The sequence below is a fragment of the Moraxella porci DSM 25326 genome (genome assembly GCF_002014855.1).
GTDB lineage: Bacteria > Pseudomonadota > Gammaproteobacteria > Pseudomonadales > Moraxellaceae > Moraxella > Moraxella porci.
The window spans coordinates 1-16,007 of sequence record NZ_MUYV01000007.1 but is presented as its reverse complement, the minus strand read 5'-3'; the positions used below and the strand labels follow the sequence as shown (position 1 = coordinate 16,007).

The following is a 16,007-nucleotide window of genomic DNA, read 5'->3' as shown; positions in this document are numbered from 1 at the left end:
TAATCAGTGAAAAGTCATGAAAAATATTGTTCTTATCTCTTGCGTATCTAAAAAGCTTAATGCCAAATGCAAAGCCCAAGATTTATACCAAAGCCCATTATTCATCAAAAGCTTGCAATATGCCAAACAACTTCATCCTGACGCAATCTACATTCTCTCAGCCGAGTATCATTTGCTTGAACTAACAACGGAGATTGAGCCTTATGATAAAACGCTTAAGAATATGAAAAAAGCTGAAAAATTAGCATGGGGTGATGTTGTCGCCAATCAATTATCTCAAGTTTGCGACTTAAACCATGATAAATTCATTATCTTGGCTGGTAATAACTACCTCATGCCATTGCAAAGACATCTTAGTCATATTGAACTACCATTGGTAGGTATGCGCATTGGTGAGAGAATGCAATTTTTAAACCAACAACTTTCTTCGGTAAATTTATGAGTTCATTAGCCACCCGATTACATCAGCTGTTCAGTCATCAACCGCGCCTAAAATTTCCGTTTGATGATGCAACCATCCCCAAAAATGGTATTTATATCATTTTTGAAGCAGGTGAATCCTTTCAAAATATGGATAGAATTGTACGCATTGGCACACACACTGGCAGCAATCAATTACCATCAAGACTAAAACAACACTTTATCAAACCCAACAAAAACCGCAGTATCTTTAGAAAAAATATTGGTCGTTGTTTTTTAAATCGGGATAATCAAAACTATCTACCAATTTGGGAACTTGACCCTACGCCAAGAGCAGGCAGAGACAAAAAACTGCAACTCATTGATCAAGACTACGAAAAACAACTTGAAGAAAAGATTAGCGATTATATCCAAAACAATCTGTCTTTTTGCGTTTTTGAAGTATCAACAAAAGAAGAAAGATTATTTTGGGAAAGCAGACTGGTTTCCACGCTTGCCCAATCAGGTGAAATCAAACCATCCACTGTTTGGCTTGGCAACCACTCAACTCGACCAAAAATTGCAAAACATGGTCTTTGGCAGGTAAATGAGCTCAATAAAGCGGTTTTGACCGAAGCAGAATTTACACAATTGGAAAAACTGGTCAAATCATCAAACTGACCAAATCACACTTCCAATATAAAATTAATCGGCCCATCATTTTGGGCGATCACTTGCATATTGGCGCCAAATTGCCCTGTGGCGACGGTGTGATGCTGAGATTTGGCATAGTCGATCAGCCGCGCAAATAGCTCATTTGCCTGAGCGGGCGGCATCGCAGGGGCGAAGTCAGGTCGGCGACCCTTGTCCGTCTTTGCCATCAAAGTAAATTGCGATACCAGCAGTAAGCCGCCACCGACATCGACGACGCTTTTATCCAGCTTGCCAAGCTTATCAGCATCGGTGGCGTTCTCAAAAATACGATAACTTAACACCTTATCCACCAAGCGGCACGCCTTATCATAGTCATCATCATGCCCGATGCCGATGTAGGCCAGCACGCCTGCATCAATCTGCCCAATGGTTTGTCCATCGACATCGACTTGGGCATGGGTGACTCGTTGAATCAGTGCTTTCATGAGTTTTTCCTAAGTATTTGAAAATTAACAGTAAACTTACCAATACCGCTGTTTTGACTTGCCAAAAATAAACGACACTTAGCCAGTCACCACAGGAATCTCCCACCATCTCGCCTGTGGATGATGCTTGGCAAGATATGCCTGTAGATAGCGTTTGGTGTCATTGGCGATGGTTTCATCTTGGCTATCATCAGCAAGATTGTAGGCGACAGCATGAACACTGATACCTTTATTTTTTATTATTTCTAAAGTAATTAGTGTATGATTAATACTGCCCAATCTGCCTGAAGTCACGACAATCACCGGATAATCATGCTGTGCAATATGATCAATCATCAGCACATCTTGCCCATCTTGATCAATCAGTGGTACCATCACACCCCCTGCTCCTTCGACCAATACGACCGAATAACGGTGCGCCAGTTCATCGGTACACGCAGTGATGTACCCAAGATCGATTGGCCGATCATCCAGCCGACTTGCCAAATGCGGTGATGCAGGATAGCTTAACAATACCGGCATGGTCAATCTGACACCATCAGCATCGGGCAGATCTTCGGGGAGCATTGGCACGCCCATCAGTTGGCGGTGCATGATGATGTCATCACTGATATCGCAGTTGCCGGTCTGCACCAGTTTTTGGGTGATGACCTTGACGCCATCATCCATCAGCCGTCTTGCGATGATACCTGTTGCGATGGTCTTGCCGATGTCGGTATCAATGCCAGTGATAAAATAGATGCCTTGCATGGGTTTTCCTTAGGGTTTTTTAGCAAGTATGATAAGCGGATGATAAGTCAATGGTACACCATGATCTGTGGCAAGTGATTGATATGCTTGACAAAATTCATCCAGTCTTGTGCGTGTCCAGCGATACTCACGATCTGATCCAGTCACACCTGTCGCCTTTAGGTGGCGAAGTGATGCCATCGGACTATCAAAATACAGCACTTCATGCCATGCGTGTAGTTGGCAAATCTGCCAGCCCTGTGCTGTGATGCACTCACGAAGTGCTTGGACTGTATAATACTCAAGCCCTCGCCCTGTCAGTTGTCTGATTTCACGCAGGTTATCCACGCCAAAACTACTAAACGCCAAAACCGCACCCGACCGACACGCCTGATACAGTCTTGCCATCAGTTGATCCAGTGGATAAATCCATTGTAAGCTGGCGCCCGATAGCACCAAATCCAATCCATCAGGCAGCTTGACCGTACTGATATCACCGATCAGATAGTGATAATCGGCAGCATCCAGATGCTTTGGATTGTGCATGATATCATCATATAAATCATTTAAAATCAATTGCTTGGCCGTGCATCTTTTGGCAAAGCGATCACTTAATAAACCGCTACCGCAGCCGATTTCGAGCACTTGATCAAAATGATGACCGCCCATGTTCACAAGCTCATCCACCAAGCGTTCTGCCATCATCGCCTGCACAACTGCCTGTTGCTGATAGCCATCATAAGCCCGTGCAAAGCGTTTGGCGATGTGCGATGTCTGCACAGTTTGCATCGTCACCGAATGGCATTTTTCTGCTGTCATGTCAGCTGTCCGATGGCATGGCAAAACTGCGTAAACTCATCATCACTGATGGTGCTATTTAGGCAGACTCTGAGCCGTGATTGGTTCTGCGGTACAGTCGGTGGTCGTACACCTAGGACAAAAAAGCCCTGCTTGGTCAGCTCATCGGTAGCACGCATCGTGCGCGCGTTGTCCTTTAGGATAATAGGCACGATCTGACTGTCTGATGGACACTCAAAACCCAAGCTTTTGATGTGCATAATCAGATGTTCATGCCGCATTTGAAGCTTGTTACGTTCAGCGGTCATGCCGATGATGTTATCAAGGACAAATGCCGTCCAAGCGACATTCATCGGTGGCAAAGCCGTACTAAAAATCAAGGGACGCATGGTATTAATCAGATAATCCTTGATCATCTGATGGCAAATCACATAACCACCCACCGATGCCATCGCCTTGCCAAATGCCCCAACAATCAAATCAATCTCATCAATACAGCCAAAGGCTTCAGCGCAGCCAAGCCCTTGCTGACCACGCACTCCGATGGCGTGTGCTTCATCGATATACAGTATCAGCTTGGGATATGTCGCCTTCAGACGCACCAAGGCAGGCAAATCGGTCGCATCCCCATCCATGCTAAAAATCGACTCAGTAACGATCACGATGCGATCGATGCTCATATCATCATGATATTTTTGGATAAGTGTCTCAAGATGCGTCAGATTTTGGTGCTGATAGCGTACGCACTTTGTACCATTGGCAGCCGCCAAACGCATCCCATCAATGATGCTGGCGTGTACCAATTTATCCGCCAAAACCAGTGTTCGCCCATCACAAATCGCCGGCAAAATCCCGACATTGGCATGATAGCCACTATTAAATAGCAAGCAAGCACGCCCCAAAAACAGCTCGCCCATGCGCTCTTCAAGCATCTCATACACTGCAAAATTACCCGTCAGCAGTCGTGATGATGACGAACCAAATGGCAGATAATCCTGATAAGTTGCCAAAAATTGTGCTTGTAGATGCTCATCACTTGCCACGCCCAAGTAGTCATTACTCGCCAGATTGACAAGCTTTTGACCATCCAGATGAATGGCTGCACCTTGATGATGTAGCTTACGAAAACTGCGATAATTATCCGTCTGCTTGAGCTGATCTAGATGCTCAGCAAACTGTGCCAACATTCGCTCAGACATCTGCCATCTCCCCAATCATCTGCACCATCTGGGTCAGTAGCGTAGCCAGCTCATCCTCACTGATGGCAAATGGCGGCATCAAATACACCAACCGCCCAAATGGCCGAATCCAAATCCCCCGAGCGACGCACTGCGCCTGTATCCACCGCATATCCACAGCACGATCAAGCTCCACCACCGCGATCGCCCCAAGCACTCGCACATCTGCCACGATGGGTAGTTGTTTTAGTGGCTCGAGCGCATCTTGGCACTGCTGTGCGATGCTTGTAACCTTGGCTTGCCAGTCTTGGGATAATAATAACTGCGTGCTTGCCAACGCCACACGGCACGCCAAGGGATTGGCCATAAAAGTCGGGCCATGCATGAATACGCCTGCCTCACCATCACTGATGGTATGTGCCACTTGGCGTGTGGTCAGGGTCGCCGACAGCGTCATATAGCCGCCGGTCAATGCCTTGCCCAGACATAGGATATCAGGTGTGACATCGGCGTGCTCGCAGGCGAATAGCTTGCCGGTGCGTCCAAAGCCTGTGGCAATCTCATCAAAAATCAACAATACCCCGTACTGATCACACAGTGTACGCAGGGTCTTGAGATAATTGGGATGATAAAATCGCATACCGCCAGCACCTTGGACGACAGGCTCAATGATAAATGCCGCCAAAGTATCGCCATACTGCTCAAATGCCTGATACACAGGCAGCATCTCATCTGCCGACCACGGCTCATCAGGACGGATGCTCGGTGCTGGCACAAAGATACGCTTGGGCAGACTCTCACCAAACAGGCCATGCATCCCCGTCACCGGATCGCAGACACTCATGGCATTCCAAGTATCGCCATGATAGCCTGAACGCGTGGTGATGATATTGGATTTGGCAGGCTTGCCTAGAGCGTGCTGATACTGCACTGCCATCTTGAGCGCCACCTCGACTGCCACCGAACCCGAGTCCGCAAAAAATATGTGCTCCAGTGGCTTGGGCGTGATGTCAATCAATAACCGAGCCAATTCGATGGCGGGCTCGTGGGTCAGACCACCGAACATGATGTGCGACATCTTGGTCAGCTGGTCTTGAATTGCTTGATTGAGCACAGGATGATTATAGCCGTGAATGGCGCACCACCAAGACGACATCCCATCAATCAGCACCGAACCATCCGCCAGATGAATTAAACAGCCATCCGCCCGTGCTACCTTCAGTGCAGGAATCGGCTGAGTCATCGATGTATAAGGATGCCAAATGTGAGCGGTATCAAAATCATCTGTCGGCAAGGTCATAGCGGTCGCCTAATTGGTTAAGAAATCCAAATTATAGCACACAGCATGGCAAAACCAACCAAATTGATGCGTGGCTGTTGTCCAGTGTCATTGATCAGCGGTAAAAACCCCTTGAAAGATATTCAAGGGGATTAGATGGGCGGTCTGATTAGAATTTAAATTCAGCACTGAGTTTAAAATTACGCTCTGGTGCGTAGAGTCGATGGATGCCTTGACCTGTCGTTTGATTAATCATATTGCTGGTGCCAAATGAGCGGATCGATCGTGCCGAATCCCAAGTTAAGTATTTTTTGTCAAACAGATTATAGACGCCTGCTTGCAATGTCACATGATCTGTCGGGCGATAATACGCAGTCAAATCCCACAGACGATAGGCATCACTGCGCCATTTGACTTGACTATTATCCGCGCCCTCTTCGCGATAGAACATATTATAAGTGTCTTCAGCTTTTTTGGCATCCACATGCGTCAGATACAGATTGGCGCCGAATTTTTCATTGGCATGATCATAGCCGATGCCGATCACCGAGGTGCGTGGCTGAATGGCGTTGATCGGTATGTCGCCAGCCATACGGCCTTTTTGATCGGTGAATTTGTAGCTGGCATTCACCCCTTGTAGTGATGGGAAAACCTCGCCGACATTGAGCTTAGCATCAATTTCGACACCTGTAATTTTGGCTTTATCGACATTGACATTCTGATACAGTTGATGCTGCAAGGTCGGAATATTGCTTTCATAAGGGTTTTTAAAGGCTTTTTGACCCAGATAGTCCAAATTTAAAAAGTCGTCATAATCACTTTGAAATACACTGGTAGTCACATGCCCCAATTTGCTATGCAGGGTCAAAGCCAGCTCTTTGTTGTGCGCGATCTCAGGTTTTAGATCGGTATTTGGCAAAATGGTGAAATCAGGATGCTTGAAAGTAAAATACATCTCATCACTGGTAGGCGTTCTAAAGCTACGGGCATATTTCAATTGCAATCTGGCAAAGCTCGTTGGGTCAAACGTCGCACCCAATGCATAAGAGTGTGCTGAATATTTTTTCGGCTGAGCAAAGTAGGCGATATTTTGGGCAGGATTATCCGCCACGCTTTGCTGATACACATCCTCCGCATTCTGCCAAGCTGTCAAATCGGCGATGAACTTTGGATCGCTAGTACCTTGATACTGATCATCCCACCAATTTGGTTTGGTGCCATGTGTCGGCGTTGGCAATGGCACAAACAGCCCTTTGACCATATCATCAGCGATGGCTGGACTCTCACCCGCGACATAATTGGGCTGATATTTGATCTTATCATAACGATAGCCCACATCCAGACGCAATTTGTCAGTCACTTGAATTTTATCGGCAAAATACAGCGCGCCTGTCTTTGTGGTGACAGGAATCAAAAATGAACTAAGTGGCGAATGGCTTGGGCAGGCATAAGTATTGGTATTACGCGAATGCCATCGATCGACATTGGCTGTGTCTTTGGCCTCAGCGCAATTATCATACAAAGACTTGCCATCTTTTCTAAGACCGATAAATCCCTGCGCCCACCACTGCGGCAGATGCGCAAAAGAGCCATCTTGGTTGACCATCGAGGTGTCGGTTTCGCTGTACATGCCGCCATAGTTCAGCTGATGCGCCATATTGCCGATGTGTAGATATTTATCCGCATCGACATTCAGCTGCTTGGTGTCGGTCTTTAGATGGCGCTGTTTGTACAGTCTTTCAAGAAAACCCTGCCCAACTGGCGTCAGTAGATAATCACTATAGCCTGCATCCTTGACTTTGGCATAGCGCTTGCCATCGTGGTCGGTGACGATATTATCCGTATCAAATTCAAACTGCTTCTCGCTCAATGTCGGATTCCAGTCATCATCATAACCTGCGCGATAGCCTGTAATCGCGCCAGTACAATCAAATACCGAACAATCAAACCACGACTGATTCAGCCGTCGGTTCAACGAGAATGCCGCGCCATCCACAGGCACGCCATCGATACTGACCACAGTGTCATAGCCGACTTTTGTCACGGTGGGCAACTTACCATTCTTGTCCACGATTTTGCCATCTTTGACTTGCCAGCCCATCGGATTGGCAATCTCATTGCACGACAAATTGCCCTCACAGTAGTCATCGGTGCGCGCGACATTGTCGATTTTTTGTTGATGATAAGACAGCTTTAGCCCATCCCACAGCGCATTGGCATGATGATTTTCGTAGCTGACACCGAACATGCTGCGCTCACTTTTATCATCGGTGTGTCTTAGGCGGGTCTCGCTACGATCATAATAATCACTGGCATTTAGATTATATGAAAAATCATGACCTTGGGAGCTAAGCTTACTGGTGTCTGCCATGATGGTAAATCGATGCTCATCATTTGGCGCGTAGGATAATTTACCCAGCCAGCTTTCTTTGTGTATGGTATAAGGATCAGCTTTTTCGCGTTCGCGACCTTGTAAAAATTCATCATAGCTATCATAACCATAATTCTCAAACTCATGTCCCTCGCGCTCGGTTCGAATGATCAGCGCCTCAAGATCGGCAAAGCGCCCAGCCAATGTGGTGGTGTTCACGCGTTCATTATTGGCGGTGGCATAGCCAATTTTATGGCTGGCAAAATAATCTTTGTCCTGCAAAAAATCTTGTGGAGTTTTGGTCTGGTATTGCACCATGCCACCCAAAGCACCGCTGCCGACCACAAGTGAGCTTGCACCTTTGGTGACGATGGCGCGCTTTAAATGCTCGACCTCGACACCGTTTCTGGTGTTATTAAAATTACCATAGCCCTCGAACAACTCTTTAAATCCTTGTGATGACAGCGTCTGTGCTTGATGCAGGCCATCGACAGTCACAGCGACGCGGTTTTCATCGACACCCCGAATGGCAAAGCCGCTTGCGCCCATGCGCCCTGTCTCAACCACCGACACCCCTGTCTCGTATCGAACCAAATCCCTGCTATCCGATGCCATCGTACGCGCGATCTGCGCCTGATCAATATGGCTTTCGGCCAAGGCAGATTGGCGGCTAATCGTCACCGTCTGGGTATCTAGCACCACCGTCGGCAGATCTGTCTCACCAGCACCTTCATCAGCCTGCGCTGCTGTGGCATACATGGCCAAGGCAATGCTGATGCTAAGCGCAAGTGCGGTTGGTTTTGCATGGGTCATGATCAGCTCCTGTAATTAAAATTGCTCAATAATTGCCCAATTATAACCAACTGTGTTTATATTGTAAATAAGAATTGTTATTATTATCATTATCAAAATAAAAAAATTCCAATCTTCGCTCAAAGATTGGAATACAGGCGCGTTTATTTAAGCATCAGGTAGGCGCGCCATCCAAATCGCCACCAAAACAGACACAACCGCCATCACGACACCCAGCCATAGCCAGTCATCGGGCAACCTTAGAAACATCACCACCGTCGATATCGCCATCATCGCCCATGCCAGATATTTGGCAAAACGGGGCATCGCGCGGCGTTCTTGCCAGTCGGTGATCATCTTGCCAAACAGCTGATGCGACAGCAAATAGTCATAAAACCGCTTGGAACTTCTCGCCCAGCAATAGCCCGCCAATAGCACAAACACCGTCGTCGGCATCCCTGGTACGACCACACCAATCAGCCCAAGCACCAAAAAAACTACACCCAAGCCAAAAAATACGCCTCGGATGAGCGCATTGTTATGGATCAGGCTGTCGGCAGGTCGTTTCATGGTATTAAGCATATCAAACTCCAAAAGCACTAAGCAATGTTTGGCCGCAATATTTGATTAATCATTGTCAATCAACGGCAAAATCTGATCAGCCATCAGTTTTTTGATTATTTTATCCAATCATTAATCAAATAAACAATCAATAAAATCAATCATTATCTTTGGCTTGCTGTGGCTGATCACTGCTTGATAGCTGTTTGGGCAAATTTTTATTTGGTGCATCATAAATATGGTAGCATGACAGGTTTTTGTTGTAAATAGTAATGATTATCATTATTTATCTTATTTACAAATGGACGAAAATTTGTTACCTTATTGCCAAAAAAAAATGACACACGCCAAACCCACCCATCTATGAATCCAAGGAGATCATCACATGACACTGACCGAAGCACTCAAAGAACATTCACGCACCACACATGACAGCGTTGATCATCTGGTGATGTCGATGCAGCCATTTGCCTCATTGGATAATTATCGCAAATTTCTGCAAGCACAATACGCCTTTCACCAAACAGTCAATCCCATCTACCATCATGATGCACTTGCCGAGCGCATCGATGGCTTGGCTGAACTTGCTCGATTTGAACGAGTCAAGTCAGACATGGCAGATTTGCAAGTTGAGCCATTTGCCGGCGAATTACCAACACCAAGCTTTAGCGATGATGAAGCCATCGGCTGGCTATACTGCGTCGAAGGCTCTAATGTCGGTGCTGCGATTTTGTACAAAGAAGCAGGCAAAATCGAGCTGTCTGATACGCATGGCGCAAGCCACTTAGCAGCGCATAGTGATGGCCGCTTGGCACATTGGAGGGACACCAAAGCAAAGATTGATACGCTAGAAACCACCATCAACAAAGCAGCTACACTCAAAGGTGCTGATGATGCCTTTGCGTATTTTAAGCAAGTGATTCGTGCGATTTATGGTGAATAATCTCATCATCAAAAACAGCCCAGATGGTCAGATGATCGTCTGGGTTTTTCACATTTATCAACTTACAAATCTGCTTTGATGTGCTAAAATGAGTTAATTTTCTTTAGCGAATATCATCATTATGAGCCTATTTACCCTTGCCCAAAATCTCGTTCCACAACAGGCCTTGAGCGAACTGGCTGGCAGCCTTGCCAAAAGCCAAAACCCTTATGTCAAAAAAGCCCTAATCCACAGCTTCGCCAAAGCCTACGGCATCACACTCGATGAGTATGAGCGTGGCTCACTGGATGACTATGCCAGCTTTAATGACTTTTTTACTCGTGAATTAAAGGATAACACTCGCCCGATTGATGCAGATGCGGACAGTATCATCTGCCCTGCTGACGGCACAGTCTCGCAAGCAGGTGCTATCCTTCACCAATCCATCTTGCAAGCCAAAGGCCATGATTATGAAGTCGGCCAGCTACTGGCTGATTATGATGATGGGCAGTATTTTATTGATGGCAGTTTTGCGACGATTTATCTGGCACCGAGCAACTATCACCGCGTGCACCTGCCTTTTGATGGCAAGCTGATTGCCACTCGCTATGTGCCAGGCACGCTGTTTTCGGTGAATAATGCCACTGCCGAGTCAGTACCTGATTTGTTCGCACGCAATGAACGCTTGGTATGTCTGTTTGAGACTGAGTTTGGTCGTGCTGCGGTGGTGCTGGTCGGTGCGATGATTGTGGCGGGGATTGAGTGCGTCGCGACTGGTCAAATTCGCCGTACGCCGTACATTCAGTATCGCACGCATGATATGGATATGAAAAAAGGCGATGAGCTTGGCAGATTTTATCTGGGCTCGACAGCGATTGTTGTATTGCCAAAATCAGCAGGCAACACTTGGCTTGATGGCATCACTCATGGTCAAAAAGTGGTGATGGGTCAAGCCATCGGCACATTGGTGTCAGCCTAAGCCGCCCAAGCTTCATCCACCTGCTCAAATCGATGGTTGGATGATGCTGCCAAGATCGATCGACTGCAGCGCATCAAGCGCATCGATCAGTGCGCGATAAGCAGGTCGCATGGCGATGAACTGACTGGCGCTCACCGCCGTGATGTCCGCTCGACACCGCTCTTCAAATGCCTCAGAGGTCGCCCTAAGTCTGGGTACGCCTGTATAGCGCGCCGCTCCGACCATCCGATGGCTGATGTCTGCCAGCGCCACACGATCGCGGTCTGCCCACGCTCTTTCTAGTGCCTGACGCTCGCCCTCGGCGCTGTCGATGAGCATCTGTAAGAGTTTTTTGGCCAGATCTGGCTTGTGGGCTGAGCGTGTCAGCGCATCTTGCCAATCAACATCCATCAGCTGCTCAGCTGCCTCAATCGGCGCATCCATCGCGTCAGCTTGTGCTTCGGACAGCGATTGAATCACCTGTTGCAGATCGGCATCGCGATGGCTATCACCGCTACGCTCCAGCCATTTTTGCAAAATCTGTATCAACTGCATCTCACCCACAGGTTTGCCGACATAGTCATCAAGCCCTGATGACACCAAGCGATCTTTTTCGTCGGATAAGCCATGCGCGGTCAATGCAATGATCGGTACTGGCGCCACCATGTGCGCGCGCTCGATCTTGCGAATCTCAAGCGCCGCCTCAAGTCCTGACATGCGAGGCATCTGCACATCCATAAAAATCATGTCAATCGGCGCCATCGAACCTGTGATACTCTGGGTCATTTTTTCGATAGCATCAAAGCCATTGCTGGCTGTCACCACCTCCACGCCCAGCTCGCCCAGCAGTGCATCGAGTACCAGCAGATTTGGCAAATGGTCATCGACAGCCAAAATGCGCCGACCGACGAATTTGGCCTGAGCGGATATGGTCGCCGCCACCGTCTGCTGATTGGACAGCATCGCGTGCAGCTGACGCCGATCCAAAGGCTCGTACAACGCATGCGTCTGATAGCGCATTAACAGCTGCTCATTGATGCCCACCTGATAGCCAAAGCTGGCAAGCTTGCCCTGATAGCGCAGGCGTATCTGACGCAAGATGGCACCGACATCATCTTTGGCAGCATCTTGGCCGAAGTTATCGACGATGACCCAGTCGTATTGCACCTCATTTTTATCAATTTTTTCTAATAAATCTGCCAATCCGATGGCGACAGTCAGCTGTACTTTGGTGCCTAACAAGCCAGCCTTTAAGACCTGCAGTGTCGGCGCATGATTGATCCACACCAACAGCTGCATCGGCATCTGTAGCGCCGATGGGATCTGCGCGTGATGATCAATATCCAGCTCATCCTCGACGCCCGTTGGCATCTCAAACCAAAAAGTCGCACCCGCATTGGCAATGTTTTCACCGCGATTATCATAAAAGCCAATCGCACCGCCCATCAGCTGTGTCAACTGCTTGGAGATCACAAGCCCCAAGCCTGTGCCACCATAGCGCCGAGTGACAGACAGATCGCCTTGGCCGAAGCTGACAAACAGCTTTTGCTTGTCACTTTCGCTCACGCCCTTGCCCGTATCCTCAACTTCAATGCGTAAAAATCCTGACTGCTGTGCCAAACTCACACGCACCACCACACCGCCTGAATCGGTGAATTTGATGGCATTGCCGACCAGATTTGTTAATATTTGCTTAACTCTTAAACTGTCACCAATGACTTGGGTTGGCACATCATCATAAAACAGCACCGCTAAGCGCAGCCGTTTTTCAAACGCTGCTGGCGAAAGCATATCCACCACATCATACACCGCGGCGCGCAGATCGAATTGATGGCTTTCTAAGACAAGCTTGCCTGCCTCCATCTTAGAAAAATCCAACACATCATTGACCAAAGCCAATAAATGCGCGCTGGATTTTTTGATGGTCTGTACATATAGATTTTGTTCGCCAGTAAAGGTGGCTTTTTTTGCCAATAAATTGATAAAGCCATCGATACTGTTCAATGGCGTGCGCAGCTCATGGCTGATATTGGCCAAAAAAGCAGATTTGGCCTGGCTGGTTGAGATCGCGGCATCACGGGCGTTGCGGATAGAGATATTTTGCATCTCCATCTCATCAAAGGCTTGCTGCAAGTCGCGTTCGGTCTCATCGGCGTGATTTTTTAGCTCAGTAAAACTGCTGTCGAGCCGCTTGATGGCACGGGTGAAATCATCCTTGAGCAGCGCAAATTCACCATTGGTTCTCAAAGTCGGCAGTCGCGACAGATTATCAGCATTGAGCCTTTGCAAATACAGACGCATCTCATAAATCGGTGCAATCCAGCGCTTAGAGTAGATATTTAAAATCAACAACAACAGCAAAATCGTCGTAAGACCTGTGATGGTCAGCGCCAGCGCCACGCGATATGAAGCGATCGTCAAGGGCGTGCTATCCATATCCACCAAAAGCCAGTAGCGCTTGTCATCAAAAATAAACGACTTGCCATAAGCAGTACCGACTGCGGTGGGTAAGCGAAAAATCTCATTGGCAGTCAAGTCAAAATCGCCCCATGACAGATCCGTCTGCATGCCCGTACTAAATAGCACTTGTCCGACGCCATCCATCACCGCGACGCGCTGTACATGCTGATTGCGCGATTGTTGTAGCTGCACAAACCAATTTTCATTATAAAACGAGCCATCAACATCGAGCGCTGTGGCTGCAGCTTGCTTGGCACCGTTTGGGGCGATGGCTGATAAAATCTCATCCTCAGTCATCTGCGCTGCACGCTCATCCAAGCGGGCTTGGCGATGCTGAATGTCGGTCAATAAAGGGCGCACAATGGCCTCATAACGCACGAGCGCCGCCTGCGCCATCGTATCTTGCTCAGCCAAAATCGCTCGGCGCGCCTCAGTCATGACAATGTACGAACCTGCCAATGCCAAAATCACAATCGGCAAAAATACCAATAAAATCAGCTGCCCATAAGCGCTTTTGATGCCATAGCTTTTTTCGATTTGCATAATATGTCCATCACGATAGATAAACGCACTATAGCAAAAAATCACAAAAAAAGCACCATGAGTAACATGATGCTTTGGCAGATCGTCAGCTTGCCTGCTAATCTTTGACTCTTGGCAAATGTAGCGTCCGATGGGGATGGCGCAGCGAAGCCTTAGTAACAGCGATGTAAGATGCCTGCACACACCAGATACACAAGAACAGGATCACCGATAGTTGGGTTGCATCAAATACTTGTCAGCCATAGCCTAAATTTTTATAATGCTAACAATATCAGATGGCTCATTGCTGTGCAAATACAGAGATGACTATCCATCGTGTACAATCATCACTCACTGCCCATCCCCATAACGTCGCTACAAAAAAGGAGCTTGTCATGACTTTTAACATCCTAAAAAATCCCGCTCTCATCCGTGAATCTTGCCACATCGATGGCGCATGGATCACCGCCCAAAGCGGCAAAAACATTGACATCACCAATCCATTTGATGGCTCACATCTCGGCTGTGTGCCTGATTTATCTGCCGATGAAGTGCGTACTGCGGTTACCGCTGCCGATACTGCCCAACACGCATGGGCAAAGCTCACCCCCAAAGATCGTGGCGAGATTTTGCACAAATGGGCAGATTTGATTGATGCTAATATCGATGATTTGGCAGTCATCATGACGCTTGAGCAAGGCAAGCCGCTTAGCGAAGCTCGTGGCGAAGTGGCGTACGCCAACAGCTTTATCCGCTGGTTTGCCGAAGAAGGCAAGCGCGTTTATGGCGATGTCATCGCAGCCACCAACCCTAGCTTACGCTACACCATCCTAAAGCAGCCTGTCGGTGTCTGTGCTGCCATCACCCCGTGGAATTTCCCAGCGGCAATGATTACTCGTAAAGCTGCTCCTGCACTCGCAGCTGGCTGTACTATGATTGTCAAGCCAGATAGCCAAACGCCATTTTCTGCCATCGCCATGATGGTGCTTGCCGAACAAGCCGGCCTGCCAAAAGGCGTACTGCAAATCGTCACAGGCGATGCCCCAACCATCGGCAGTGTGCTGACCAAAGACGAGCGCATTCATAAGCTATCCTTTACAGGCTCGACTGCTGTCGGTCGCCTACTGATGGAGCAATGCGCCAGCACCGTCAAAAAACTCTCGCTAGAGCTCGGTGGCAATGCCCCATTCATCGTCTTTGAAGATGCTGACCTTGAAAAGGCTGCCGCTGGCTTGATTGGCTCAAAATACCGCAACGCAGGACAAACTTGCGTCTGTGCCAACCGTGTCTATGTCCAAGACAGCATCAAAGATCAATTTTTAGAAATTTTTAAAGCAAAAGTTGATGACCTAACAGTCGGTAACGGCATGACATCAGGCGTGGAAGTCGGGCCACTCATCAACGACAAAGCCCTGCAAAAAGTGGAACATCTTTTAAACGATGCCTTGGATAAAGGTGCAACACTCATCACCGGTGGCGACAAAAATGATGTCAGTAAATTAACCTTCAACCCAACCATCATCAGTGATATCACCCCTGAGATGGACATCTACCGTGAAGAGATTTTTGGCCCGATTGCACCTGTATTCACCTTCTCAAGCGAAGAAGAAGTCATCACTATGGCAAACGATACCATCTATGGCTTGGCGGCGTACTTTTATACCAATGATTTGGGTCGCTCATGGCGAGTATCTGAAGCGCTAGAATACGGCATGGTCGCCCAAAACACAGGGCTGCTATCCACCGAAGTTGCCCCCTTTGGCGGTGTCAAGCAATCAGGCTTTGGGCGTGAAGGCTCAAAATACGGCATCGAAGAGTACATCACCACTAAATATTGGTGCGCAGATATTAGTTGAGCCATCTGTCGTTCACAAAAAAATACCGCCACATCAAGTAGCG

At 47.8% G+C, this 16,007-nt stretch carries 13 protein-coding genes; 5 read left to right on the top strand and 8 right to left on the bottom strand.

What is annotated here, in order from left to right; all coding sequences use genetic code 11:
* The first annotated feature begins 16 nt into the window (after positions 1 to 16).
* Both B0681_RS06340 and B0681_RS06335 read left to right on the top strand, forming a co-directional pair.
* Positions 17 to 442: a DUF6884 domain-containing protein gene (locus tag B0681_RS06340; RefSeq protein ID WP_078317917.1), complete on the top strand. Its 426-nt coding sequence runs from the start codon at positions 17 to 19 to the stop codon at positions 440 to 442.
* Positions 439 to 1,080 (top strand): hypothetical protein, encoded by a 642-nt coding sequence (locus tag B0681_RS06335; RefSeq protein ID WP_078317916.1) that lies wholly within the window; start codon positions 439 to 441, stop codon positions 1,078 to 1,080. The genes B0681_RS06340 and B0681_RS06335 overlap by 4 nt, the downstream gene beginning before the upstream one ends.
* A gap of 5 nt (positions 1,081 to 1,085) precedes the next feature.
* Here B0681_RS06335 and dtd read toward each other — a convergent pair whose 3' ends face one another.
* The 7 genes from dtd to B0681_RS06300 all read right to left on the bottom strand — a co-directional run bounded on the left by dtd (position 1,086) and on the right by B0681_RS06300 (position 9,267).
* The gene (gene dtd / locus B0681_RS06330; protein ID WP_078317915.1) at positions 1,086 to 1,538 is read right to left on the bottom strand and encodes a D-aminoacyl-tRNA deacylase; all 453 of its coding nucleotides are present in this window, start codon (positions 1,536 to 1,538) and stop codon (positions 1,086 to 1,088) included.
* A 78-nt stretch (positions 1,539 to 1,616) separates the two neighbouring features.
* Complete coding sequence (gene bioD / locus B0681_RS06325; protein WP_078317914.1) at positions 1,617 to 2,288, bottom strand: dethiobiotin synthase; 672 nt, start codon at positions 2,286 to 2,288, stop codon at positions 1,617 to 1,619.
* 9 nt (positions 2,289 to 2,297) lie between these two features.
* The gene (gene bioC, locus B0681_RS06320; protein WP_078317913.1) at positions 2,298 to 3,086 is read right to left on the bottom strand and encodes a malonyl-ACP O-methyltransferase BioC; all 789 of its coding nucleotides are present in this window, start codon (positions 3,084 to 3,086) and stop codon (positions 2,298 to 2,300) included.
* A complete protein-coding gene (locus B0681_RS06315) occupies positions 3,083 to 4,264 on the bottom strand; it encodes an aminotransferase class I/II-fold pyridoxal phosphate-dependent enzyme (protein WP_078317912.1) in 1,182 nt (393 codons plus the stop codon). The genes bioC and B0681_RS06315 overlap by 4 nt, the downstream gene beginning before the upstream one ends.
* The gene (gene bioA, locus B0681_RS06310) at positions 4,257 to 5,543 is read right to left on the bottom strand and encodes an adenosylmethionine--8-amino-7-oxononanoate transaminase (RefSeq protein WP_078317911.1); all 1,287 of its coding nucleotides are present in this window, start codon (positions 5,541 to 5,543) and stop codon (positions 4,257 to 4,259) included. The genes B0681_RS06315 and bioA overlap by 8 nt, the downstream gene beginning before the upstream one ends.
* Positions 5,544 to 5,691: 148 nt before the next feature.
* Positions 5,692 to 8,706 (bottom strand): TonB-dependent hemoglobin/transferrin/lactoferrin family receptor, encoded by a 3,015-nt coding sequence (locus B0681_RS06305; RefSeq protein WP_078317910.1) that lies wholly within the window; start codon positions 8,704 to 8,706, stop codon positions 5,692 to 5,694.
* Between the two features lie 147 nt (positions 8,707 to 8,853).
* Positions 8,854 to 9,267: a YbaN family protein gene (locus tag B0681_RS06300; RefSeq protein ID WP_078317909.1), complete on the bottom strand. Its 414-nt coding sequence runs from the start codon at positions 9,265 to 9,267 to the stop codon at positions 8,854 to 8,856.
* Between the two features lie 364 nt (positions 9,268 to 9,631).
* Here B0681_RS06300 and B0681_RS06295 point away from each other — a divergent pair, with 364 nt between their 5' ends.
* Complete coding sequence (locus tag B0681_RS06295) at positions 9,632 to 10,189, top strand: biliverdin-producing heme oxygenase (RefSeq protein WP_078317908.1); 558 nt, start codon at positions 9,632 to 9,634, stop codon at positions 10,187 to 10,189.
* 121 nt (positions 10,190 to 10,310) lie between these two features.
* Entirely contained in the window at positions 10,311 to 11,147 is an 837-nt protein-coding gene (gene asd, locus B0681_RS06290) for an archaetidylserine decarboxylase (RefSeq protein ID WP_078317907.1), read from the top strand.
* A 24-nt stretch (positions 11,148 to 11,171) separates the two neighbouring features.
* Here the strand turns inward: asd and B0681_RS06285 are convergent, their stop codons facing one another.
* Positions 11,172 to 14,129: an ATP-binding protein gene (locus B0681_RS06285; protein ID WP_078317906.1), complete on the bottom strand. Its 2,958-nt coding sequence runs from the start codon at positions 14,127 to 14,129 to the stop codon at positions 11,172 to 11,174.
* Positions 14,130 to 14,503: 374 nt separating this feature from the next.
* Here B0681_RS06285 and B0681_RS06280 point away from each other — a divergent pair, with 374 nt between their 5' ends.
* Positions 14,504 to 15,964 carry an NAD-dependent succinate-semialdehyde dehydrogenase gene (locus tag B0681_RS06280; RefSeq protein WP_078317905.1) on the top strand — a complete coding sequence of 487 codons (1,461 nt, stop codon included), beginning with the start codon at positions 14,504 to 14,506 and terminating at the stop codon, positions 15,962 to 15,964.
* Positions 15,965 to 16,007: the final 43 nt, after the last annotated feature.

Bases quoted from the DNA above. Each gene is read 5' to 3' on its own strand.
- B0681_RS06280 (WP_078317905.1), top strand. From the start codon at position 14,504: ATGACTTTTAACATCCTAAAAAATCCCGCTCTCATCCGTGAATCTTGC.
- bioA (WP_078317911.1), bottom strand. From the start codon at position 5,543: ATGACCTTGCCGACAGATGATTTTGATACCGCTCACATTTGGCATCCT.
- B0681_RS06315 (WP_078317912.1), bottom strand. From the start codon at position 4,264: ATGTCTGAGCGAATGTTGGCACAGTTTGCTGAGCATCTAGATCAGCTC.
- B0681_RS06285 (WP_078317906.1), bottom strand. From the start codon at position 14,129: ATGCAAATCGAAAAAAGCTATGGCATCAAAAGCGCTTATGGGCAGCTG.
- bioC (WP_078317913.1), bottom strand. From the start codon at position 3,086: ATGACAGCAGAAAAATGCCATTCGGTGACGATGCAAACTGTGCAGACA.
- dtd (WP_078317915.1), bottom strand. From the start codon at position 1,538: ATGAAAGCACTGATTCAACGAGTCACCCATGCCCAAGTCGATGTCGAT.
- bioD (WP_078317914.1), bottom strand. From the start codon at position 2,288: ATGCAAGGCATCTATTTTATCACTGGCATTGATACCGACATCGGCAAG.
- B0681_RS06340 (WP_078317917.1), top strand. From the start codon at position 17: ATGAAAAATATTGTTCTTATCTCTTGCGTATCTAAAAAGCTTAATGCC.
- B0681_RS06335 (WP_078317916.1), top strand. From the start codon at position 439: ATGAGTTCATTAGCCACCCGATTACATCAGCTGTTCAGTCATCAACCG.
- asd (WP_078317907.1), top strand. From the start codon at position 10,311: ATGAGCCTATTTACCCTTGCCCAAAATCTCGTTCCACAACAGGCCTTG.
- B0681_RS06305 (WP_078317910.1), bottom strand. From the start codon at position 8,706: ATGACCCATGCAAAACCAACCGCACTTGCGCTTAGCATCAGCATTGCC.
- B0681_RS06295 (WP_078317908.1), top strand. From the start codon at position 9,632: ATGACACTGACCGAAGCACTCAAAGAACATTCACGCACCACACATGAC.
- B0681_RS06300 (WP_078317909.1), bottom strand. From the start codon at position 9,267: ATGCTTAATACCATGAAACGACCTGCCGACAGCCTGATCCATAACAAT.